Here is a 22,183-nt window from a genome sequence, read left to right as displayed (position 1 = left end):
TGGGGAGGCTGTGGGGGGGGTGGAGGGTTTCTTGTGGGATCGGCTTTCCGGTGCGGGGGAGGGGAGTTCCGGGGTTGTTGGTGGGCAGTTGTGGGGGCTTCCGGCTGTGGGGGGTGTGGAGTTGGGGGGTGGGTTGTCGGCGTTTGAGGACGTCGGTCAGGTCGGTGGTATGGAGGGCGTGGAGGGTGCGAGGGATGGGCTGCCAGATTGGTCGGAGGAGTTTCTGCGGGGTGGGCAGGGTGCGCGGGAGGAGGTGGGTGCGGGCTCGGAGAACGGGGGGGTGGTGTTGCGGTCGGCGGATGCGGCCGGTGGGGCTGCTGGGCCGTCCGGGCCCCCGGCTGGCGGGATCGACACACTCCCCCCCTTGGAGCGCGAACTGCTCGAGGCCGTTGCGAAGTTTACAGAGCGGGAGGGCCGTGGGCCGACGACAGAGCAGGCCGCCACCATGCTCAAGGAGGAAACCAACGACAAGAATTGGAACAACAAAAGGGTGACCAGCGTGGCGTGTCAACTGGGACCCAAGATGAATAAGAAATTGTTGACCGGCGGGGTGCACGGAGTGCATGATCTGTCAAACTTGGGTCGGAAGATGTTTGGGTTGCCGTCCGGCCCCCCGGTCGGCGAGATCGTCAGAGTCGGCCGCCTGGAGAAGGTTTTTCTCGAGGCCGTTGCGAAGTTTACAGAGCGGGAGGGCCGTGGGCCGACGACAGAGCAGGCCGCCACCATGCTCAAGGAGGAAACCAACGACGATAAATGGAACAACAAAAGGGTGGCCAGGATGGCGTTTAGACTGGGACCTAAGATGAATAAGAAATTGCTGACCGGCGAGGTGAATGGAAGGCATGATCTGACCACCAGGGGCCGGGAGATGTTTAGGTTGCCTGTGGGTGGGGGTGCTGGTGGGGATGGGGTTGTTGGTGGGCTGGCTGGTGAGGGGGGTTTGGCGGGGGGCGGGCAGCCGGCGGACGGGCTCGTTGGCTCGGGCCGTACTGGTGGGCAGTTCGGGAGCCTTCCGGCTGTGGGGGGTGTGGAGTTGGGGGGTGGGTTGTTCGGGTTTGGGGGGTTGGATCTGGTCGGTGGCATGGAGGGTATGGAGGGTGGAGTGGCGGGCCCGGAGATGAGCGAGTTCCTGTGGGGTGGGCAGGATGTGTTGGGGCTGGATGTGGCTTCGGAGGGCGTGGAGGTGGTGTTGCCGCCTGCGGATGTGGTCGGCGAGACCGCGGTGTCGGACAGGGTACCGGCGGGTCAGCTCGTCACTGTTGGGCCGGGCGCCGGTGGGCAGTCCGACCAGCCAAACGCCGCAGGGGCCGGGGGCTTGATAGTGCTCAGGCTTCTGAATGGCCGAGTCGTCAAGCTCACTGGCAACCAACGCGAGGTGCTGCAGACCATCGGAGAACTGGCGCCGGAGCCACACGACGAACCGCCTCTGGAGGCGGCGGTCGCCAAGAGACTCAATTGGAATGACGGCCAGCGGGTGAATCCCACGGCGCAAAGACTGAAGAGCAAGGAGCTCCTCACCTACAGCAAGAAAAATCGGGGGTATAGGTTGACCGCAGACGGCCGGGAGGCGTTCCGGCAAGTTGCGGGCGCAGCCGGTGAGGTTGGCGGGTCGCAGGGGGTCGGCGCAGGACGCATCCTCGAGGATGGCGAGGTGCTTCAGACCATCCGGGACTTGACGCATCGGCTGGGCGAGGCGCCGACGGACGAGGAGATCGGCAAGGCCGTCGATAGAGACTGGCGCTTTGCGGCGCACAGAGTGAAGGGGCTACGGAGCAAGGGCTACCTGACTGGCGATCAGCAGCTTCGGTTTGTGCTGGGGTTGTCCAAGGAGGGCTGGGTGGTGATCGGACGGCCCAGGGATGCGGCGGGTGAGCCCGGCGGGTCGACCGGGTCGCCTCTGCCGAGCGGATCTTCAGATACCGGGGACGACAGGTCGGAGCCCAATGACGGGCAGCGTCAAGTGCTCCAAAAAGTCTGGGACTTGGGACAAGACCTAGGCCGACTGCCAACGCGCGACGAGGTCTGCAAGGCCGTTGACGGTATGCCCAGAAGTAGTGTGCATTACCACACGCAGTCCTTGGAGCTCATGGGCTTGCTGCGCCGCGAGTATTTGCCGCGCGAGTTGGCGTTGACCGAGCTGGGTCAAAAAATGACCATGGAGCCCACGGACGCGGTGGGTGTGTCTGGTGTGTCGCCTGCGGCGCGGCTCAAGCGAAGGCTCACCGGCACGCAGTTGCGGGTCCTCACGGCCCGCCACGAGTTGACGCAGCAGAAACGTCGGCTGCCGAGAATCCCTGAGATCGGCGACGCCCTCAATCTTGCACATCCGACTGTTCGTGAAAACCTGAGAGAGCTGCAGATCAATAAGCTCTTGAGTCGCGGGTTGGAGTTGACGGACAACGGTTTGGCGGTGCTCAGTGAGCCGGCTGGTGTGGCTGGTTGGGTTGCCGCGGCGTCGGGGTTGGGGGTGGTATTGCCGCCTGCGGATGCGGTCGGTGGGTCTGCTGCGTCGGATGGGCTTGCCGTGGTCGGTAGGGTGTTCGGCGGGGGGACTGCTGGGGTGGAGGGGGGTTTTCTGTCGGGTGGGTGGGGGGAGGGGAATTCCGAAATTTTTGGTGGGCAGTTCGGGAGGCTTCCGGCTGTGGGGGGTGTGGAGTTGGGGGGTGGGTTGTTCGCGTTTGGGGGGTTGGATCTGGTCGGTGGTATGGAGGGTGGAGTGGCGGGTCCGGAGGCGGGCGAGTTCCTGTGGGGTGGTGAGAGGATGGACGTGGACGATGGGGGCGGGGAGTCGTCGGAGGCTGGTGAGAGCATGGACGCGGACGCGGACGCGGACGCGGACGCTGAGGGCGGGGGCGGGGGCGGTGTGGGGGCTGGTAACGGTGGGGGTCAGGTGATGGGAGGTGAGGGGGTTGCGGCGCAGGTGAGGCGTGGCGGTAGTTCCCGTGACAGCGGGCAGGCAGGAGTGTGGGCGAGGCGAGGGTAGCTTCGGTGCCGGGGGCCGGGGGGGTGCCTCTATGTCTTTGGTCAAGCGAGGCGTGGGGTTCGGGGTTCGTAGAAGGTGCCGTCGCGGAGCATTGCGAACAGCACGTTGATCCGTTGTCGGGCGAGGCGGAGAAGTGCCTGGGTGTGGGTCTTCCCGCGGGCTCGGCATTTGTCGTAGTAGGTGCGGGAGGCGGGGTCGTGCAGGGCGGCGAGCGCGGACAGGAACATCGCGCGTTTGAGCTGCCGGTTGGCGCCTCTGGGCGCGTGTTCGCCGTGGATCGAGGTCCCCGACGATTTCGTGGTCGGGGTGAGGCCGGCATAGGAAGCGAGGTGGGCGGCGGTGGGGAAGCTGGTGCCGTCGCCGACGGTGACCAGCAGCGTGGCGGCGGTCCTGACGCCGACGCCGGGCAGCGACGTCAGGACCTTCGAAAGAGGGTGGTCCTCCAGCAGGGCTGTGATCTGGGCTTCTGCCGCCCATCTTTGTTCGTGCACGGTGCCGAGCGAGCGGGCCAGCGAGGGGATCACGATGTCGAGGGTGCCGGTGCCCGGGACCACGACGGTCTGCTCGTCGAGTGCCTCGAAGATGTCGTCGATCAGCCGTGTCGCCATGCGCGGGGCCTTGGGCCGGATTACCTCGACCAGCCTGCGGCGTCCGGCCTTTCGCAGCGCGGCCGGGGATCCGTAGCGTTCCAGCAGCCAGGTGATGGCCTGGTGGTCCAGGCGCGGGCCGAGGACCCGTTCCAGGGACGGGTGGAACTGGGTGAGCAGGCCCCGGATCCGGTTGCTGGTGCGGGTGGCCTCGGCCGCCAGGTCCTGGTCGAAGCCGACGAGGACGGTGAGCTCGGCGGTGATCTCGTCGGTCAGTTCCAGCGAGCGCAGGGTGTGCGGCACGGTGCGGGCGGCGTCCGCGATGACGGCCGCGTCGCGGGCGTCGGTCTTCGCCTCACCTGGGTAGAGGTCGGCGATCCGCCGCATCGACAGGCCGGGCAGGTGTAGGCAACCTTGCAGCCCGTGTCGCGGGCGACCGTCAGAGGCAACGCTCCGATCGAGGCGGGCTGGTCCACGACGACCAGGACGGTGCCGAACGTCTCGCGGAGCTTGTCAAAGACCTGTCTCAGCTTCGGTTCGGTGTTGGGCAGCTGCTTGTCGAAGACCTTCTTGCCGGCCGGGGTGAGCCCGTGTCCGTGGTGAGCACTCTTTCCGACATCCAGGCCCAGGAAGACGCCTATTTCGGGTCTGTACGGTGAGCGGCCCTGTCTCACATTCGGTGGTGACGGAGCGTGCGGCTATCCGAGGAGGATGCGATGCCGGAGCAGGGTGAAGCTTGCTCGTCCGTGCATCTGGCGTGCGATCTGTTTGGTCTTGGTGTTGACGCCCTTGGTCGGGCCGTTGCTGTAGGGAAGCATGAGTGCGGCGATCACGGCGTCGATGTCCCGGTCCAGGCCCTGGGTGAAGGCGTGGAGGTGGGGCAGGTCGGCTGTTCGGACTCGGGCGATCCAGCGTGTGAGCGCATCGGGATTGTCGGTGTGTGGCGTAAGGAGCGGGGCGAAGTCCCGGATACCCGCTGCCAGTTGGGTCATCTCGGGGCAGGCGGCGGTGAGTTTGGCCAGGAGCTCGTGCTGCTCGGCTTTGAGGTTGTCGGGCCTGGTCAGCAGCATCCGGGCGAGTCGACGTGGCGAGATGTGGCTGCGGTCGGCGTCCGCGCGGCCTTGGTTGATGTACTTGTACAGAAGATTCAGACAGCCCGTGAAGCCGAGGGCTTTGATCTCTTCGAAGAGGTGCAGGACGGGGACGCCGGGATCTTCGGTCCGGCGTTTGCGCAGGTGCTCGCGGTAGGGATCGACCAGGCTGGCACGGTACTTGGGGACGCGGAGCATGCGCTCGGGCCGGTCAGCGTACCGTTTGACGGTGTTCAGGGCCAGTTGCAGGCGGCGGGCGCATTCGAGCAGGCCCACGCCCTGGTCGATCAGGCCATGGACCTGGTGCCAGCGCTCCAGGGTGGTCTGAGCGCGGGGCCCGTCGTAGATCGGCGCGTCCAGTACGGTGGCCCAGCAGGCGCTGTGTGCCTTGACCTCGCTCAGAGCGGCTTCGCACAGGTTGTGCCACAGATGCCACCGATCACCGACTTGCACCGCGTCAGGCAGGGCGCGGCGGATGGCCTCGGCATAGGTCGCGGAGCCGTCCCGGCATACGACCTCGATGCCCGAATGCTCGCGCAGCCACGCCTCCAGGGTATCGGCCGTGCGGTCGGGCAGCACGTCGATCCGCTCATGCGTCTCCGCATCGATGATCACTGTGGCGTAGCGGTGGCGCCGGCGCAGAGCGAAGTCGTCGACGCCGATCACGCGGGGCACCCGCCCGGTGGGCAACGGGATCCGCAGGAGGGCGCGCAGAGCCGTGTGACGCGAGACGCCCGCCGCGAGTATCGCCAGCAAACGCGCCCCTGCCCGGCCCGCCAACTCCTTGACCGCCGCCTTGACTTGCCTGGTCAGGCGGATCGTACGCCGCTGGTATCGGTCCAGGACTCCGGGCACCTGCTCGCGGAAGGTATGTCGGCAGCCGCGGGTGGGGCACACCAGACGTCGCACCCGCACACGGACCACCACCCGCCGTTCGTCGACCGGCACGTCAGCCACCGTCCGCCAGTGATAACCGTGCACCCGCCCCGACGAGGCCCCACACACCGGACAGGCCGCAGTGTCCTGCGGAGTCCGCGCCCGCACCACGACTCGCTCGCCCTCGTCGACCACATCCTCGATGACCAGTGGGGACAGCCCCGAAAACACCGTCTGCACAAGCTCGTTGACATCCTTCACACGGATACCAACGACACCTCACCACTCTGCGTCACCACCGAATGTGAGACAGGCCCGTTCGCTACACAGACCCTCACCCGGCTCGACCGGCTCTCCCGCTCCGTGCTGCACCTGGTGACCCTCGGCGCCGAACTGCGCGAGCGCGGGATCAGGCTGCACGTCATCGAGCAGGGCATCGACACCTCCACCATGGAAGGCCGAGCCACGTTCGGGATGCTCAGCGTGCTCGCGGAGCTCCAGAGAGAGCTGATCGTGGCGAACACGAACGACGGGCTCGCCTCCGCGCGGGCCCGCGGCCGGGTAGGCGGGCGCCGGCCCAAGCTCACGGCAGACCAGGCGGAGGTCGCCCAGCAGCTCTACCCCGGGAGAAGACCGTCCAGCAGATCGCCGACATGTTCAACGTGCCCCGTTCCACGGTCTACGGACACCTCGACAAGACCAAGACCGTGCCCCGCCAGCCGAAGAAGACCGCTGCGGCGAAGCCCTGAAAGCTATCGGAGGGTTACTTGTCACTTGGTTCGCCACTCGTTAACAAAACCCCTTACGGGGCGCTGCCCAGTGCTGTCTCCGGGACCACCCGGTCCGCCTGGTCCCGGGTGGTGGCGACCAGGTCGGCGTTCGGCTGCGGCGGCGTCGTGGCTGGTCGCGCAGTTCCTCCCCCGGCCTTCCGCCAGGGGTATCCCCAGCGCCCCTTAGGGGGCGCCGGGCAGCGCCGTCTCCGGGATTACCAGGTCGGCTCGGGCGCGGGTGGACGCGACGAGGTCGGCGTTGAGCTGGTCGGTGGCCGCCACCCAGGCCGCCGCCTCATCGTGTCCCTTGCCGAACTCCTCGTGCCGGGCGACGAGCCGCCGTATCCGCTCGGTCTCGTCGATCTCGCAGAACCACACCTCGTCCAGGGCCGGCCGCACCCGTGCCCACGAACCGTCCGTCAGCAGCAGGTAGTTGCCCTCCGTCACCACCAGGCGGGCCGTGGGCAGGACGGGGACCGCCCCCGCGATCGGCTGCTCCAGGACCCGCTCGAAGCCCGGCGCGTACACCACGACGTCCCTCTCCTCGCGCAACCGCCGCAGCAGCGCCGCGTAACCCGCCGCGTCGAAGGTCGCGGGCGCCCCCTTGCGGTCCCTGAGCCCGAGCCGGTCCAGCTCGACGTCGGCCAGGTGGAAGCCGTCCATCGGCACGTGCGCGGCCCACGGCGCACCGGTGCCGTTCAGCTCCCGCACCAGATGCTCGGCGAGGGTCGTCTTGCCGGCGCCGGGGCTGCCCGCGATGCCGAGGATCGCGCGCGGAGCCCGTGCGGCCAGTGCACGGGCGCGGTCGAGGAGGTCGTCGAAAGTCAGCGGCACGCAAAAAGTGTGGCACCCGGCCCGGAATGTGGCGGGCGCCACCCCCTCGAACCCGTCCGGTGGGGAAGATGCGGGACATGACTGCACTCGGTCTGCCCGACACCATCCAGGCCTGTCTCTTCGACCTCGACGGGGTCGTCACCAAGACGGCCGTCGTGCACGCGGCGGCCTGGAAGGAGACCTTCGACGCCTTCCTGCGCGGCCACGACGGACAGCGGCCCTTCGACGCGGCCGCCGACTACGACGAGTACGTCGACGGACGCCCCCGCGCCGACGGGGTCCGCGCCTTCCTCGACTCCCGCGGCATCCACCTGCCCGACGGCACCCCGGACGACCCACCGGACGCCCCGACGGTGCACGGTCTCGGCAACCGCAAGAACGAACTGCTGCTGGAGAAGATCCGCACCCAGGGCGTCGAGGCCTACGACGGCACCCTGCGTTACCTGGAGGCGGTCCGCGCCCACGGGCTGCGCACCGCGATCGTCTCCTCCAGCGCCAACTGCCGTGACGTACTGCGCTCGATCGGCGCCGAGCACTTCTTCGACGTCCGCATCGACGGCGTCGTGGCCGCCGAGCGCCGGCTGCCCGGCAAGCCGCACCCGGACACCTTCCTGGCCGCCGCCCACGACCTGGGGGTCGAACCGGCCGGTGCCGCCGTCTTCGAGGACGCCCTGGCGGGCATGGACGCGGGGAGGGCGGGCCGTTTCGGGTACGTCGTCGGCGTGGACCGCGTCGGGCAGACGGACGCCCTGTACGCACACGGCGCGGACACGGTCGTCAAGGACCTCGCCGAGCTGGGAGGCAAGGAGTGATCACCCAACGGGCGTACGCCGTCGAACCCTGGACGGTCCGCGAGACCGCGCTCAACCTGGACGTGCTCGCGCAGAGCGAGTCGGTGTTCGCGCTGTCCAACGGGCATGTGGGCTGGCGCGGCAACCTCGACGAGGGCGAACCGCACGGACTGCCGGGCAGCTACCTCAACGGCGTGCACGAGGTCCACCCGCTGCCGTACGCCGAGGCCGGCTACGGCTACCCGGAGTCCGGGCAGACCGTCATCAACGTCACCAACGGCAAGATCCTGCGGCTGCTGGTCGACGACGAGCCCTTCGACCTGCGCTACGGCCGGCTCGTCGCCCACGAGCGGGTGCTGGACCTGCGCCGGGGCATTCTGGAGCGGACCTGCGAGTGGACCTCGCCGGCCGGCTCCACCGTGCGGGTGCGCTCGACCCGGCTGGTCTCGCTGACCCAGCGGGCGATCGCCGCCGTCGCCTACGAGGTGGAGGCCGTCGACCGCCGATGCCGGATCGTGGTCCAGTCCGAGCTGGTCGCCAACGAGCAACTGCCCGAGTCGAACGGCGACCCCCGTGCGGCGCTCGCGCTGCAGTCGCCGCTGGAGCAGGAGGACGACTTCGCCTCCGGGCACCGGCTGCGCCTGGTCCACCGTACCCGGCGCAGCGGGCTGCGGGTCGCGGTCGCCGCCGACCACACCGTCTCCGGTCCCGAGCGGACCACGGCGCGCGCCGAGAGCGGCGTGGACGTGGCCCGGCTGACGGTCACCTCCGTCCTGGAGCCGGGGCAGCGGCTGCGGGTGGAGAAGTTCGTCGCGCACGGCTGGTCGGGGGTGCGTTCGCTGCCCGCCATGGCCGACCAGGTGGACGCGGCCCTCGCGGCCGCCGCCCACGAGGGCTGGCAGGGCCTCACCGACGAGCAGTGCGGCTACCTGGACGACTTCTGGTCCCGTGCCGACGTGGAGGTGGACGGCGACGAGGAGGTCCAGCAGGCCGTCCGCTTCGCCCTCTTCCACGTCCTGCAGGCCGGCGCCCGCGCCGAACAGCGGGCGATACCCGCCAAGGGCCTCACCGGCTCCGGGTACGACGGGCACGCCTTCTGGGACACCGAGATGTTCGTGCTGCCCGTCCTCACCCACACCGCCCCCGGCGCCGTCGCCGAGGCGCTGCGCTGGCGGCACAGCACCCTGCCCGCCGCCCGCGAACGCGCCGCCCAGCTCGGTCTGGACGGGGCCGCGTTCCCCTGGCGGACCATCGCGGGACCGGAGGGCTCGGCCTACTGGCCGGCCGGCACCGCCGCCTTCCACGTCAACGCCGACGTCGCCGACGCCGTGGTCCGCTACGTCGCCGCCACCGGCGACACCGACTTCGAACGGGACACCGGCGTCGAACTGCTCGTGGAGACCGCCCGCCTGTGGCGCTCGCTCGGGCACCACGACAGCCGCGGCGCCTTCCACATCGACGGCGTCACCGGCCCCGACGAGTACAGCGCGGTCGCCGACGACAACACGTACACCAACCTGATGGCCAGGGCGAACCTGCTCGCCGCCGCCGACGCCGTCGAACGCCACCCGAGGCAGGCGGCGGAGCTGGGCGTCGACGCGGAGGAGAGCGCCGCCTGGCGGGACGCCGCCGAGTCCGTGCACATCCCCTACAACCACGAGCTCGGTGTCCACGAACAGCACGCCGGGTTCACCCGCTACCAGCGCTGGGACTTCGAGAACACCCGGCCCGAGCAGTACCCGCTGCTGCTGAACTTCCCCTACTTCGACCTGTACCGCAAACAGGTCGTCAAACAGGCGGACCTGGTGCTGGCCATGTACACCTGCGAGGCGTACTTCGACGAGGAGCACATCGCCCGCAACTTCGCCTACTACGAGCCGCTGACCGTCCGCGACTCCTCGCTGTCGGCCTGCTGCCAGGCCGTCGTCGCCGCCCAGGCCGGGCACCTCGCGCTCGCCCACGCCTACACGGCGGAAGCCGCGCTGATGGACCTCGACGACCTGGAGCACAACACCCGCGACGGACTGCACATCGCCTCCCTCGCCGGCACCTGGATGGCCCTGGTGGCCGGCTTCGGCGGGCTGCGCCACTACGACGACGGGGCCCGCTTCGCCCCCCGACTGCCCGAGCGGCTGCGCCGGCTCGCCTTCAGCCTGCAACTGCGCGGCAGCAGGCTGCGGGTGGAGATCGGCGCGGACAAGGCGACGTACACCCTGCTGGACGGCCCGCCACTGACGGTGTACCACCACGGGGAGCCGGTGACGGTGGGCACGGAGAGCCCGGCGGTGCGGGCGGTGCCGCCGGTACGCCCGGGACCGACCCCGGGGCAGCCGCTGCACAGGGCGCCCACCCGCCCGAGCTGACTCGGCCGACCCGAGCAGCAGCGCCCCGTCAGGCTCGGCCGACCCGAGCAGCAGCGCCCCGTCAGGCTCGGCCGACCCGAGCGGCAGCGCCCCGTCAGGGGCGCGGGGAACTGCGCGACCAGCCACGACGGTGGCGCGGACGACCGATCGCGGATCGCGGCACTTCCGGCGGAGCTCTTCCGGGACCGCGCCGCAGGGGTGCGGATGCGTTCCGGAGTGCCGGTCCGATGTGGCTGATCGCGCAGTTCCTCCCCCAGCTTCGGCCGGGGGTACCCCCAGCGCCCCTTACGGGGCGCTTCACGTCAGGGCGTTGGACAGCAGGCGTAGGAGGTCGTCCGTCGCGTCCGCGGCGAGAAGGGCGGCTCCGACGCCGAGCGCGAGGACGGCCGCGGCGGCCGGCCACAGTGAGGGCGGTGGAGCCGTCTGCAGCGCCGCGATCCGGCGGGTCACCGCGCGGTCGGCGAAGTTCAGGGCGCAGCCCGGCCGCGCGCTGAGCGCCGCCCGGGCCAGCGCCCGGGCGGTGGTGCCGCGGTCCCCGACCTCGGTCGCCGCCCGCTCGTCCGCCCACCGCTCCACCAGGAAGGTCACGGCCGAACGGACCGGCCCGAGCAGCGGGTTGGCCGCCGCGGCGAGCGTCACCGCCGTCACCAGGCGGCCGTGCCGGTGCCGCAGGTGGGCGCGTTCGTGGGCCAGCAGCACCCGCCGCTCCGCCGGTGCCAGCGCGCCCAGCATCGCCGAGGTGACCAGGATGCGGCCCGGCCGCCCCGGGATCGCGAACGCCCGCGGCACCTCGCAGGCCGCCACCACCAGCTCGGTGTCCCGCGGATGCCCCTCGCACAGCCGCCGCAGCGCACGCCGGGTGTGCCGCTCGGCCCGCACCGCCCGCTGCACCCGCCAGACCACCACGAGCAGCGCCAGGCAGGCGGCGACGCCGATCACCTCGGGCACCGGGTCGGCCAGCGGGCGCCCGTCCTCGTGGGCCTCCCGGACCACCGGCGGGGCGTCGCCCAGCAGGGCCGTCGTCAGCAGGACCAGGGACCAGGTGGCCGCGGCGGCGGTCAGCACGGCGGCGGACGCGAGCACGCGCGCCGCCAGCGCCGGCGCGACCCGGCGGCCGATCACCGGACTGACCAGGGGCAGCAGCAGGGAGACCAGCAGCGGGGTGTAGACGTCGAACCTCATGCGCCGCCTCCGGCGAACAGGTTCCGAAGCGCCCGCTCCTCCTCCGGGCTGAGCCCGGACACGAACTGCTGCAGCGCCGCGATCGGGTCCGGACCCCGGTCCAGGGCCTCGTGCATCGCCTCGGCGGTCAGCTCGGCCGCGTTCTTCGCCGGCCGGTACGCCCCGCGCCGCCCGTCGGCGTCCCGCAGCACCAGGCCCTTGTCGTACAACCGCTTCAGGATCGTGTGCACGGTGTTGTACGCGAGTCCGCCGCCGATCTCGGTCTGGATCTCGGCCGGGGTCAACGGCCGTTCGGTCGCCCACAGGGCCGCCAGGACCTCGCTCTCCAGCTCTCCGGCGCTGCGCCGCTCCGTCCTGCCGCGGGACCCTGTGCCAGCCATGGCACAACCTTACAGCGCGTAGTGCCGCCGTTCGTATGGACATACCCGCGCTGCCTACGCCTCTCCGCGTGGTTAGTTTGTCAGTGTTTGTCCCTGAGTCCGCAGAGGGTCCTGCGCACCGCAGGGGAAGCAGGGGTGGGTGCCTCGATGGTCCCGAACGCGAATGCCACGCCCGTCCTGGGCCGCCGGGGACTCTACTGGCAGAGCGGTGCCTGCCTGGTGCTGCTGCTCGGCGCGGGCTGGCTGCTCCGGCGGCACTGGCCGGTCGTGGCGCACGGAGCGGCCCGGCTCGCCGCTGCCGACCAGGGGTGGCTGCTGGTGGCGGCCGTGGCGGCGGCCGGGACCTGGGTGTCCTCCGCCCTCGCCCAGCAGGGCGCGGTCACGCGGCGGCTGCCCGGCGGGCGGCTGGTCGCCGCCCAGTTCGCCGCGTCCGCCGCCAACCACGTGCTGCCCGCCGGGCTCGGCGCGGGCGCGGTGAACCTGCGGTTCCTGATGCGCTGCGGGATCACGGCGGGCCGAGGTGCGTCGGCCCTCGCGGTCAAGGCGGCCTCCGGTGCCGTGGTCCGGCTGGCGCTGATCGCCGTGCTCGCTCCCGCGTGCCCGGGGCTGCTGCGCATCCCGCACGTGTCCGGGGCCGTGGTCCTCGCCACGGCGGCCGCGGCCGCCCTGGGCGTGGTGCTGCTCCGGGCCCGGGTGTGGTCCCGCTGCCGGGGCGCGGTGGCCACGGTGGCCGCCGACATCCGCGCCCTGCACGCACGCCCGGTCCGCGCGGCCGCACTGTGGGGCGGCTCGCTGGCCTTCGCCGGGCTGCACGCGCTGGTGCTCTTCGCCGTCACCCGGGCGGTCGGCCTGCCGCTGCCTCCGGCCCGGGTGGCGCTCCTCTACCTCGCCGCCAGCGGCGCCGCCGCCCTGCTGCCGACCCCGGGCGGCCTCGGCTCCCTCGACGCTGCGCTGGCGTTCGCCCTCACCGCCGCCGGGACCCCGGCCACCGCGGCCGCCTCCGCAGTGCTCGGTTACCGGCTGCTGACCATGTGGCTGCCGCTGCTGCCGGGCCTGCTGGTGCTCGGGCTGCTGGTCCGGCGACGGGCGCTGTGACCGGGCGGGCGTTTCCCGGCGGCCCGCATCAGGTAGGAGTCCGGTGTCGTCGGCCGACAGGAGGGGGACCGGTATGACAGCGAACGAGACGGAGGGCCGGCTGGGTGAGGAGTTCTTCACGCCGGGGACCTCGTCCTTCGCCCGCTTCCTCGCCACCCACCGGCCCGCACTGCTGCCCACCCGCAGCCCGCTGCCGCCCGGCACGGTGGCCGCGCCCGACGCTTTCCCGCACGGCACCACCGTCCTCGCCCTCGCCTACCGCGACGGTGTGCTGATCGCCGGCGACCGCCGCGCCACCATGGGCAACCTCATCGCCCAGCGCGACCTGGAGAAGGTGCACCCCGCGGACGACCACACGGCGGTCGCCTTCGCCGGCAGCGTCGGGCTCGCCCTCGACATGGTCAAGCTCTACCAGGTCGAGCTGACCCACTTCGAGAAGATCGAGGGCACCCCCATGACCCTCGACGGCAAGGCCCGCCGGCTCGCCGCGATGATCCGCGAGAACCTCGGCCAGGCCATGCAGGGCCTCGCCGTCGTCCCGCTGCTCGCCGGTTACGACCCGAAGGCGCCGGAGGGGGAGCGCGGCCGCATCTTCGGCTTCGACGTCGCCGGCGGCCTCTACGAGAAGCGCGCCTTCCATGCGGAGGGCAGCGGCTCGCCGTACGCCGGGGGCGCCCTGAAGAAGCTGTACCGTCCGGGCCTCACCCGGCGCGAGGCCGCCCTGGCCGCACTCCAGGCGCTGTACGACGCGGCCGACGACGACTCGGCGACCGGCGGCCCCGACCTCAACCGCCGTATCTTCCCGCTGGTCTCGGTCATCACCGAGGACGGCTTCGAACGGATGCCGGAGACCGAGACGGCGGACCTGACGCAGGAGATGGTCGGCCGGCGCCGCACCCGCCCGGAAGGGCCGGGCATCACGCCCTGACTCAGGGCGCGGCCACCGGTCTCTCCGGCAGGTCGTCGGGCGTCCCCAGGTCCGGGGCCCACCGGGCCGCCACACAGGCGCAGACCCCGAGCCACCCGGCCGCGAACAGCCAGCCGCCGATCACGTCGGTGCACCAGTGCACGCCGAGGAACACCCGGGTGGCGCCCACCGCGAGCCCCCAGCAGGCGACGGCCGCGCACCACGGCGTACGGCCGTGCGAGGCCCTCGTCCAGATGGCGAGGATCACCAGGCCGGCGGCGAGCGCGGCGGTGGTGGTGTGGCCGGACGGGAACGACCAGCCGGAGGCCGGTGTCTGCCAGTCGGCCTGCGGCGGCCGGGGCCGGGCGACCAGCTCCATCACGCCCCCCCGGACCGCCTGGCCGAGGGCGAGGCAGCCGGCGCCGAGCAGCGCGGCGATCAGGCGCTGCCGCTGGGTGCGGCCCACGGCCAGTCCGGCCGCCACGACCAGGAGGTACGGCACGACCCCGGTGCCGGTGGCGGTGACCCCCCGGGCGACGGCCACCACCACGTCGGTCCGATGCCCGAGGGACCAGGCCAGCAGCGCGCGGTCCGGGGCGAGCGGGGCGCCGTGCCTGCCGGTCACGACCAGGGCCAGCACCGCGAACGCCGCCCAGGCCCCGAGCGCGATGCTTCCCGCGAACTCCGCGGTCCTCCTGCGGTCCATGACGCCGACGACGGCCCTTCCGGTGTGCTGCGGTGCAACGACGGGTGGTGACTACGAATCTGTAGACGGTCTACCCGAATGTAGACGATGGCTGTCCTGCCAGTGTTCCCGGGTGTGCGCGGCCGTGTCCGGTCGTGGCTTTTGCCGCACCATTGCCAGTTCATGACCGGCTGACTACACGGGCGTAGTCATCATGGTCGGCGGAGTAAGGCATGCCTTCACTAAGTTCGAGCCAAGGGGCGGGGACGGGCCTGCCGGGGAGGGCTGCGGCGGATGTGGGACGACGCGTTTCCAAGTTTCCTGATCGGGCTGAGGGAGGGTCTCGAGGCAGGGCTGATCGTCTCGATCCTCGTCGCCACGCTGGTGCGGGCCGGAGCCAGGAACCGGCTGCCGCAGGTGTGGACGGGTGTCCTGGCCGCGATCGCACTGGCGATGAGCTTCGGCGCGGTCCTCACCTTCACCGCCGCCTCCCTCTCCGCAACCGCCCAGGAGGCCTTCGGCGGCACCCTCAGCGTGATCGCGGTCGCCTTCGTCACCGCGATGGTCTTCTGGATGCACCGCTCGGCCCGCGGCCTCGCGGGTGAGATCAAGGAGAAGGTCACCGGCGCCCTGGCCATGGGCTCGGGCGTGCTGGTCCTGACCTCGTTCCTCGCGGTCGGCCGCGAGGGCCTGGAGACCGCGCTGTTCCTGTGGACCACCGCCCGGGCGGCCGGCGAGTCCGCCGGCCCCCTGACCGGCGCCGGGATCGGCCTGGTCCTGGCGGCCGGCCTCTGCTGGGGCCTCTACCGGCGCGTCCTGAAGATCAACCTCACACGGTTCTTCACCTACACGGGCGTCGTCCTGGTCGTGATCGCCGCCGGCGTCCTCGGCTACGGGCTGCGCGACCTTCAGGAGGGCGGCGTCCTCGCGGGCAGCACCGCGTACGCCTTCGACCTCAGCGCCCACATCGACGCGGGCTCCTGGTACAGCACCCTCCTCCAGGGCGTCCTCAACATCACCCCGGCGATGACCTGGCTCCAGGTGACCGGATACGCCGGCTACCTCGCCGTGGTGATGACCCTGTTCGTGCGCGGAGTGCGCGGAGCGCGTGCCACCGCACCGAAGCCGGCCAGCGCCACGACCGCGCCGGAGCCGGCCGCCACCACGTCCGCACCGCAGCTGGCCGTTGCCGAGCCGCGGCCCGCCAGGGAGCCGCGGCGCCGTCCCGCCTGGGTGGTGCCCGTCGCCGTGGTCGCCGTTCCGGCCGTCGTCGCGGGGCTCGTCGTCGCCCTCGCCGGGCCCAGGTCCGCGAGCGGCGAGACCGTCGCCGTCTCCGAGACCGAGTGCGGCAAGGGCTTCACCGCGCCCCAGCCGGGCCGGCAGACCTTCCAGATGCAGAACACCGGCAGCAAGACCGCCGAGGTGTACCTGATCGACCCGAGCAGCAACGCGGTCTACGGCGAGGTCGAGGGCCTCGCCCCCGGCACCACCCGCGACCTGGTCGCCACGGTCGCCCGCGGCACCTACGCCTGGCGCTGCGTCCCCTCCGGCGGCAAGGCCGTCACCTCCGGGTCGGTCACCGTCAGCGGCGGCACGGGCAGCGCCAGGGCGGTCGTACCGGTCTCCGAGAACGACCTCGCCGGACCGCTCACGGCCTACAAGGCCTACGTCGAACAGGGCCTGGCCACCCTCGTCGCCCAGACCCGCACCCTCGACGCCGACATCGCGGGCAACCACCTCGACCAGGCCCGCACGGACTGGCTGACCGCCCACCTCACCTACTCCTCCCTCGGCGCCGCCTACGGCACATTCGAGGACTACGACAAGAAGATCAACGGCCGCGCCGACGGCCTGCCGGGCGGGGTGGCCGACCAGGACTTCGCCGGGTTCCACCGGGTCGAGTACGGGCTGTGGCACGGGCAGACGGCCGAGCAGCTGAAGGCTCCGGCACAGGCGCTCGCGGACGCCGCGGCCGGGCTGCAGAAGGCCTTCCCCACCCAGGACTTCGACCCGGGCGACCTGCCGCTGCGCGCTCACGAGGTCCTGGAGAACACCCTCCAGTTCGAGCTGACCGCCGACACCGACGAGGGCAGCGGCACCAACCTCGCGACCGCGAACGCCAACCTCGCGGGCACCGGCGAGCTGCTCACCGTGCTGCGGCCGCTGCTGACCACCCGGGCACCGAAGCTGCTGCCGGCCGTCGACGCGGACATCGCCCGGCTGCAGCAGCTCCTGGACGCCGAGCACCGGGGCGCGACCTGGACCCCGGTCGAGCAGCTCGACACCGTCACCCGGCAGCGGATCGCCGGCGCCACCGGACAGCTCCTGGAGGACCTCGCCCCGGTGCCGGACCTCCTGGAGATCAGGAAGTCCGCCTGATGAACCCCGCACGGCACCCGCACCCGTACGACGAAGGGAACCCTCCGATGTCCGCTGCCGACTCCCCGACCTGCCCGATGGGCACGGGCCGCCGCTCCTTCGTGCGGACGGCGCTGGGCGCCGGCGCCGCGGGCGCGGTCCTGGCCGGCGGCGGCTTCGCGCTGAGCCAGGCGGGCGGCACCGCCGAGGCCCGGGCCGCCGACGCGAGCGGCACCACGAGGATCCCGTTCCACGGGGCCCACCAGGCCGGCATCCTCACCCCGGCCCCGGCCGCCGCCACCTTCGTCTCCCTGGACGTCATCGCCGGCAACCGGCAGGAGCTGGCCGACCTGCTGAAGACGATCACCGAGCGGGCCCGCTTCCTCACCTCCGGCGGCACCCCCGACGACCTCGGCGTCGGCGCGCCGCCCGCCGACAACGGCATCCTCGGCCCCGAGGTACCCTCCGACGCGCTCACCGTCACCGTCGGCGTCGGCGCCTCGCTGTTCGACGACCGGTACGGCCTGGCGAAGGCGAAGCCGGCCCGGCTGACGCCGATGCGGACCTTCCCCAACGACAACCTGAGGGCCGCCGAATGCCATGGCGACCTCTCGCTCCAGATCTGCGCCGACAGCACCGACACCGTGCTGCACGCCCTGCGCGACATCGCCAAGCACACCCGGGGCGCCATGCAGATCAAGTGGCGGATCGACGGCTTCCAGAACGCCCCGCGGCCCACCGGCGCCCAGCGCAACCTGCTCGGTTTCAAGGACGGCATCGCCAACCCGGACGTCACCTCGGCCCGCGAGACCGACCGGCTGATCTGGGTCGGCGAGGGACAGGGCGAGCCGGCCTGGGCGGTGGGCGGCAGCTATCAGGTCATCCGGATCATCCGGATGCTCGTGGAGTTCTGGGACCGGGTCTCGCTCAGCGAGCAGGAGCTGATGTTCGGCCGCCGCAAGGACACCGGCGCCCCGCTGGACGGCGCCAAGGAGACCGACATCCCGAACTACGCCAAGGACCCGAAGGGCAACGCCATCCCGCTGGACGCCCACATCCGGCTCGCCAACCCCCGCACCGCGAAGACCGACAGCACCCGCATCCTGCGCCGCGGCTACAACTACGACCGGGGGATCGACAGTGTCGGCAACCTCGACATGGGCCTGGTCTTCTGCTGCTACAACCAGGACGTCCGGCGCCAGTTCGAGGCCACCCAGACCCGGCTCATCGACGAACCGCTCGTCGACTACATCTCCCCGACCGGAGGGGGCTACTTCTTCGCCCTGCCGGGCGTGCGGAACGCCAAGGACTGGCTGGGGAACGGACTGCTGACGGCCTGACCGCCTTTGCCATTCCATGACGTTCTCTTGGTAAAGGCCTGCCGCGGACCTTGCTGCGAATGATGTGCAAGTACGGGAGGATGGCACAAGGCTGCCCCTGGCAGCTGCCCATCGCTCGACCGAAGGATGTCACCTCCCGATGACGGCCGCCCCTGGTTCCGCTCCGTCCCTCCCCGCCCAGGCCGAGACCAAGCGCTCGGCCTGGCACCGTGTCCGGGGCTCCATGACACGGCAGGAGTGGATCAGGGTCGGCGGGATGGCCGGCTTCGTGCTGGCCCTGCACGTCATCGGCTGGGGGACCCTGGTCGGGATCATCGCGCCGCGGCACTTCAGCGTGGGCACCGAGTCCTTCGGCATAGGCATCGGCGTGACCGCGTACACGCTGGGCATGCGGCACGCCTTCGACGCCGACCACATCGCGGCGATCGACAACACCACCCGCAAGCTGATGGGGGAGGGGCAGCGGCCGCTGTCGGTCGGCTTCTGGTTCTCCCTCGGTCACTCCAGCATCGTCTTCGGCCTGGCCCTGCTGCTCTCGCTCGGCATGAAGACCCTGGCCGGACCCGTCCAGGACGACAACTCGCACCTGCACGACGTCACCAGCCTGATCGGTACGACGGTCTCCGGCACCTTCCTCTACCTCATCGCCGGCATCAACCTCGTCATCCTGGCCGGCATCTGGAAGGTCTTCCGGCAGATGCGCTCCGGCGCCTACGACGAGGCCGCTCTGGAGACCCAGCTCAACAACCGCGGCTTCATGAACCGCTTCCTCGGCCGGGTCACCGGCTCGATCCGCAAGCCCTGGCAGATGTACCCGCTGGGGCTGCTCTTCGGCCTCGGCTTCGACACCGCCACCGAGATCGCCCTGCTGGTCCTCGCCGGCTCCGGCGCCGCCTCCGGTCTGCCCTGGTACGCCATCCTCACCCTGCCGGTGCTCTTCGCGGCCGGGATGTCACTCCTGGACACCATCGACGGCTCGTTCATGAACTTCGCCTACGAGTGGGCGTTCTCCAAGCCGGTCCGCAAGGTCTACTACAACCTCACCATCACCGGCCTGTCCGTGGCCGTCGCCCTGATCATCGGCACCGTGGAACTCCTCGGCCTGCTCGCCGACAAGATGGACCTGCACGGCGTCTTCTGGGACTGGGTGGCCGGCCTCGACCTCAACACCGTCGGCTTCGTCATCGTCGGTCTGTTCTTCGCCACGTGGGCCGTCGCCCTGGTGGTCTGGAAGGCGGGCCGCATCGAGGAGAAGTGGACGACGGGCCTCGCGCCGAGGCCCGCCGAACAAACCGAGGGCTGAGCAGCGCCGCCCCCGAAGGGGCGCTGGGGGTAGCCCCGGCCGAAGGGCGGGGGAGGAACTGCGCGACCAGCTACGACGGCGCCGCAGTCGACACACGGCGTATCAACCCCGCACCTTCAGATCCGCCCGCCATTTCACGATCTGCTTCTCCGCGTCCCCGGTGAACGACCACGGCGTCCGCGTCGCCCGCCGCCCCTGGAGCCGCAGCAGCTCCGCGGCGAGGTCCGTGACGCCCGCCTGACAGGCCGCGTGCGTCAGGTGGTTGAGGTCACGCAGCTCGCCCGGGGCGACCGGGCCCTCGCCGCGCTGGGCGATCCAGCGCTCCCAGGTGCGCCGTACGTCGCTGACCGCGCCGTCGTGCTTCCAGTGCTGGCTGAGCGCGACCGCGTTCTGCTGCGCCTGCGCCGCGTCCAGGGCGTACCGGAACTCCTCGACGCGGGCGTACTGCACCAGGACGGGCAGCGGGCAGCCCGGCGGGGCGACCCCGGCCGCGTCCCGGGCGAAGTCGTACATCAGGCCGTGCGTACCGTGCCAGCGCGCGGAGTAGTAGTGCAGCACCTGGAGGTGGCCCTCCACGTTGTAGGGGTCGCGTCGGTGCAACTCGTCCCACCAGCGGGCGAGTTCCTGCCGGCGCACCCCGGTCGGATACAGCCGGGCCACCGAGATCAGGGAGACCCAGGGGGTCGGGTCCTGCGGGTAGGCGTCGGCGGCGGCCAGGCAGGCCAGCACGGCGGTGTCGATCCTGGCCCGGTCGATCGGGACGCCCCGGCCCGCCGAGACGGCCAGGGTGAAGGCCCGGGCCGTCTCGGTCGCCGCCCGCAGCACCAGCGCGTCGGCGCCGTGCGGCTCGGCGGCCAGCCAGGACTCGGCCGTCGAGTTGCCCGCGCAGGCCTGCGCCAGCAGCCGGACCCGGTGCCCCCGGGCCAGCCAGTCCGGGCCGGTGGCCCGCAGCAGGTCACGGAGGCCCTGCCAGCGGCCGATGACGATGTCCTGACGGGCCGAGGTGAGGGACTCGTCCCCGCAGTCCGGGTCGAAGTCGGGGGCGAAGCGGTCGCGCGCCATCGGACTCGTACCTCAGAAATCGGTGGGGAGGCCTTGGTAAGCCTTGGCCTGCACGATGACGTGGTCGTCGGGGACGTAGTCGGCCGCAACGGTACGGGTGGCGTCCAGCTTGGCCGGCCGGTAGTAGTCGCTGCCCTGCCTCCAGTACCAGAGCATCGGGATCAGGCCGACGGCCAGACCGCCGATGCCGATCGAGATCGCCGCGGTGCTCAGCTCGCCCAGCGACTCGACGAAGATCCAGAACATGAACGCGGCGCCGAGCAGCGGCCACAGCCCGCCGAGCAGGAAGTTGCCGGCGGACTTGAAGAGCATCTTGCGGTAGGCCACGACCACCGCGAGGCCCGCGAGTCCGTAGTAGACGGCGATCTGCAGGCCGATCGCCTTGATGGCGTCATCGAGGATCTCGCCCACCGAGCCCAGTGCGTTGGAGGCGATGAACAGGGTCAGCGCCACCGCGCCGACCGCGCCGATCGCCACGTGCGGGGTGTTCCAGGTGCGGTGCACCCGGCCCAGCGCGGTCGGCATCGTACGGTCGCGGCCCATCGCGAACAGCGAGCGGGTGACCTGGATGAGCGTCGTCTCCAGGGTCGCGATGGTGGACAGCATCACGGCGGCGATGAGCAGCTTGCCGCCCCAGCCCGGCCAGATCTCCTCGCCCAGCACGCCCAGCACGTTGGCCTTGTTCGCGTCGATCTGGTCCGAGGAGAGGATGACGTTCGCGGCGATGGTGAACACCTCGAAGAGGGCGAAGACGATGCCGACGCCGATCAGGCCCGCGAGGCCCGTGGTGCGGCGGGAGTTGCGGGTCTCCTCGCTGAGGTTGCTGGTGACGTCCCAGCCCCAGTAGTAGAACGCGGCGATCAGTGCGCCCGAGGCGAAGCCGGAGACGCCGTCGAAGTGGGAGAAGCCGAGCCAGGACCAGTCGAAGGTGCGGGCGTTGCCGGTGTGGAAGAGGGCCAGCACCATGAACAGCAGCAGGATCGCCAGCTCGATGCCGGACATCAGCAGCTGGGCGCGCACGGTGAGCCGGGCGCCGCCGAGCACCACCGCCAGCATGATCAGGAACCAGGCGGCGCCGACCACCGTGGACAGGGCCACGTTGTCGGCGAGGTCCGCGTCGAACAGGGACAGGGTCATCGACCCGGCGGGCAGCGAGCCGGCCACCATGAAGATGGTCGCGGACACCACCAGAGCCCAGCCGCTGACGAAGCCGAGGAACGGGTGCAGCGTGCGGCCCACCCAGGAGTAGCTCGCGCCCGCGTTCACGTCGATGCGGCCCAGGTAGCTGAAGGCGAGCGCGATGCCCAGCATCGGTATCGCACACCACAGCAGGGCGGCCGGACTGGCCAGCCCCACCGCCCCGACCAGCACCGCGGTGGTCGCGGCCAGCGAGTACGCCGGTGCGCTGCCCGCGACGGCCATCACCACGGTGTCGAACGTGCCGAGGGCGTTGGCCTGGAGCCCTCTGCCCCTGATGTTGCTCATGGTTGTGCTGCTTTCCGGTCGTGCAGGGCGCACGGGAGTGCAGACCCGCGGCGGTACGGGTGGGGGGTGCACGACCCGCCCCACGCCCGCT

At 71.2% G+C, this 22,183-nt stretch carries 15 protein-coding genes and 2 pseudogenes; 9 read left to right on the top strand and 8 right to left on the bottom strand.

What is annotated here, in order from left to right; all coding sequences use genetic code 11:
* Positions 1-364: 364 nt before the first annotated feature.
* Positions 365-2,983 carry a hypothetical protein gene (locus JF597_RS38680; protein ID WP_294007114.1) on the top strand — a complete coding sequence of 873 codons (2,619 nt, stop codon included), beginning with the start codon at positions 365-367 and terminating at the stop codon, positions 2,981-2,983.
* A gap of 41 nt (positions 2,984-3,024) precedes the next feature.
* Here JF597_RS38680 and JF597_RS38675 read toward each other — a convergent pair.
* Both JF597_RS38675 and JF597_RS38670 read right to left on the bottom strand, forming a co-directional pair.
* Positions 3,025-4,211: pseudogene (locus JF597_RS38675) on the bottom strand (IS110 family transposase).
* Positions 4,212-4,268: 57 nt separating this feature from the next.
* Positions 4,269-5,804 (bottom strand): ISL3 family transposase, encoded by a 1,536-nt coding sequence (locus tag JF597_RS38670; protein WP_294007120.1) that lies wholly within the window; start codon positions 5,802-5,804, stop codon positions 4,269-4,271.
* A 96-nt stretch (positions 5,805-5,900) separates the two neighbouring features.
* Between JF597_RS38670 and JF597_RS38665 the strand changes: the two are divergent.
* Positions 5,901-6,038, top strand: a pseudogene (locus JF597_RS38665) (recombinase family protein); the annotation flags it as partial.
* A gap of 452 nt (positions 6,039-6,490) precedes the next feature.
* Here the strand turns inward: JF597_RS38665 and JF597_RS38660 are convergent.
* Positions 6,491-7,141 carry a nucleoside/nucleotide kinase family protein gene (locus JF597_RS38660; RefSeq protein ID WP_294007111.1) on the bottom strand — a complete coding sequence of 217 codons (651 nt, stop codon included), beginning with the start codon at positions 7,139-7,141 and terminating at the stop codon, positions 6,491-6,493.
* A gap of 77 nt (positions 7,142-7,218) precedes the next feature.
* On the opposite strand from JF597_RS38660, the gene JF597_RS38655 reads away from it, so the two are divergent.
* Positions 7,219-7,953 carry an HAD family phosphatase gene (locus tag JF597_RS38655; protein WP_294007108.1) on the top strand — a complete coding sequence of 245 codons (735 nt, stop codon included), beginning with the start codon at positions 7,219-7,221 and terminating at the stop codon, positions 7,951-7,953.
* Positions 7,950-10,295: a glycosyl hydrolase family 65 protein gene (locus JF597_RS38650; protein ID WP_294007105.1), complete on the top strand. Its 2,346-nt coding sequence runs from the start codon at positions 7,950-7,952 to the stop codon at positions 10,293-10,295. The genes JF597_RS38655 and JF597_RS38650 overlap by 4 nt, the downstream gene beginning before the upstream one ends.
* Positions 10,296-10,592: 297 nt before the next feature.
* Here the strand turns inward: JF597_RS38650 and JF597_RS38645 are convergent, their stop codons facing one another.
* Positions 10,593-11,477 carry a M56 family metallopeptidase gene (locus JF597_RS38645; RefSeq protein ID WP_294007102.1) on the bottom strand — a complete coding sequence of 295 codons (885 nt, stop codon included), beginning with the start codon at positions 11,475-11,477 and terminating at the stop codon, positions 10,593-10,595.
* Positions 11,474-11,857: a BlaI/MecI/CopY family transcriptional regulator gene (locus JF597_RS38640; protein ID WP_294007099.1), complete on the bottom strand. Its 384-nt coding sequence runs from the start codon at positions 11,855-11,857 to the stop codon at positions 11,474-11,476. The genes JF597_RS38645 and JF597_RS38640 overlap by 4 nt, the downstream gene beginning before the upstream one ends.
* Before the next feature lie 147 nt (positions 11,858-12,004).
* Here JF597_RS38640 and JF597_RS38635 point away from each other — a divergent pair, with 147 nt between their 5' ends.
* Both JF597_RS38635 and prcB read left to right on the top strand, forming a co-directional pair.
* Positions 12,005-12,952: a lysylphosphatidylglycerol synthase domain-containing protein gene (locus JF597_RS38635; RefSeq protein WP_294007096.1), complete on the top strand. Its 948-nt coding sequence runs from the start codon at positions 12,005-12,007 to the stop codon at positions 12,950-12,952.
* Between the two features lie 73 nt (positions 12,953-13,025).
* On the top strand, positions 13,026-13,880 hold the full coding sequence (gene prcB / locus JF597_RS38630) for a proteasome subunit beta (protein ID WP_294007093.1): 855 nt from the start codon (positions 13,026-13,028) through the stop codon (positions 13,878-13,880).
* A 1-nt stretch (position 13,881) separates the two neighbouring features.
* On the opposite strand, the gene JF597_RS38625 is transcribed toward prcB, so the two are convergent.
* Positions 13,882-14,565 (bottom strand): phosphatase PAP2 family protein, encoded by a 684-nt coding sequence (locus JF597_RS38625; RefSeq protein WP_294007090.1) that lies wholly within the window; start codon positions 14,563-14,565, stop codon positions 13,882-13,884.
* Between the two features lie 273 nt (positions 14,566-14,838).
* Between JF597_RS38625 and efeU the strand changes: the two genes are divergently transcribed.
* The 3 genes from efeU to JF597_RS38610 all read left to right on the top strand — a co-directional run bounded on the left by efeU (position 14,839) and on the right by JF597_RS38610 (position 19,545).
* A complete protein-coding gene (efeU, locus tag JF597_RS38620) occupies positions 14,839-16,923 on the top strand; it encodes an iron uptake transporter permease EfeU (protein WP_294007088.1) in 2,085 nt (694 codons plus the stop codon).
* Between the two features lie 47 nt (positions 16,924-16,970).
* Positions 16,971-18,242: an iron uptake transporter deferrochelatase/peroxidase subunit gene (efeB, locus tag JF597_RS38615; RefSeq protein ID WP_294007085.1), complete on the top strand. Its 1,272-nt coding sequence runs from the start codon at positions 16,971-16,973 to the stop codon at positions 18,240-18,242.
* 139 nt (positions 18,243-18,381) lie between these two features.
* Positions 18,382-19,545, top strand: coding sequence for a HoxN/HupN/NixA family nickel/cobalt transporter (locus JF597_RS38610; protein WP_294007082.1), 1,164 nt, complete (start codon positions 18,382-18,384; stop codon positions 19,543-19,545).
* A 102-nt stretch (positions 19,546-19,647) separates the two neighbouring features.
* Here the strand turns inward: JF597_RS38610 and JF597_RS38605 are convergent, their stop codons facing one another.
* Complete coding sequence (locus JF597_RS38605) at positions 19,648-20,607, bottom strand: hypothetical protein (protein ID WP_294007079.1); 960 nt, start codon at positions 20,605-20,607, stop codon at positions 19,648-19,650.
* Positions 20,608-20,619: 12 nt separating this feature from the next.
* Positions 20,620-22,092 (bottom strand): APC family permease, encoded by a 1,473-nt coding sequence (locus tag JF597_RS38600; protein ID WP_294007076.1) that lies wholly within the window; start codon positions 22,090-22,092, stop codon positions 20,620-20,622.
* Between the last annotated feature and the right edge of the window lie 91 nt (positions 22,093-22,183).

The sequence above is a fragment of the Streptomyces sp. genome (assembly GCF_019510245.1).
In the GTDB taxonomy this organism is placed as follows: Bacteria; Actinomycetota; Actinomycetes; order Streptomycetales; family Streptomycetaceae; genus Streptomyces.
Note: the sequence above shows the minus strand (reverse complement) of the source record. Positions and strands in the feature narration are given on the sequence as shown.

What these genes read in the sequence shown, in the direction of transcription:
- JF597_RS38635 (WP_294007096.1), top strand. Translation starts at nt 12,005, where the DNA reads ATGGTCCCGAACGCGAATGCCACGCCCGTCCTGGGCCGCCGGGGACTC.
- JF597_RS38640 (WP_294007099.1), bottom strand. Translation starts at nt 11,857, where the DNA reads ATGGCTGGCACAGGGTCCCGCGGCAGGACGGAGCGGCGCAGCGCCGGA.
- JF597_RS38605 (WP_294007079.1), bottom strand. Translation starts at nt 20,607, where the DNA reads ATGGCGCGCGACCGCTTCGCCCCCGACTTCGACCCGGACTGCGGGGAC.
- JF597_RS38625 (WP_294007090.1), bottom strand. Translation starts at nt 14,565, where the DNA reads ATGGACCGCAGGAGGACCGCGGAGTTCGCGGGAAGCATCGCGCTCGGG.
- JF597_RS38610 (WP_294007082.1), top strand. Translation starts at nt 18,382, where the DNA reads ATGACGGCCGCCCCTGGTTCCGCTCCGTCCCTCCCCGCCCAGGCCGAG.
- JF597_RS38655 (WP_294007108.1), top strand. Translation starts at nt 7,219, where the DNA reads ATGACTGCACTCGGTCTGCCCGACACCATCCAGGCCTGTCTCTTCGAC.
- prcB (WP_294007093.1), top strand. Translation starts at nt 13,026, where the DNA reads ATGACAGCGAACGAGACGGAGGGCCGGCTGGGTGAGGAGTTCTTCACG.
- JF597_RS38645 (WP_294007102.1), bottom strand. Translation starts at nt 11,477, where the DNA reads ATGAGGTTCGACGTCTACACCCCGCTGCTGGTCTCCCTGCTGCTGCCC.
- efeB (WP_294007085.1), top strand. Translation starts at nt 16,971, where the DNA reads ATGTCCGCTGCCGACTCCCCGACCTGCCCGATGGGCACGGGCCGCCGC.
- efeU (WP_294007088.1), top strand. Translation starts at nt 14,839, where the DNA reads ATGTGGGACGACGCGTTTCCAAGTTTCCTGATCGGGCTGAGGGAGGGT.
- JF597_RS38600 (WP_294007076.1), bottom strand. Translation starts at nt 22,092, where the DNA reads ATGAGCAACATCAGGGGCAGAGGGCTCCAGGCCAACGCCCTCGGCACG.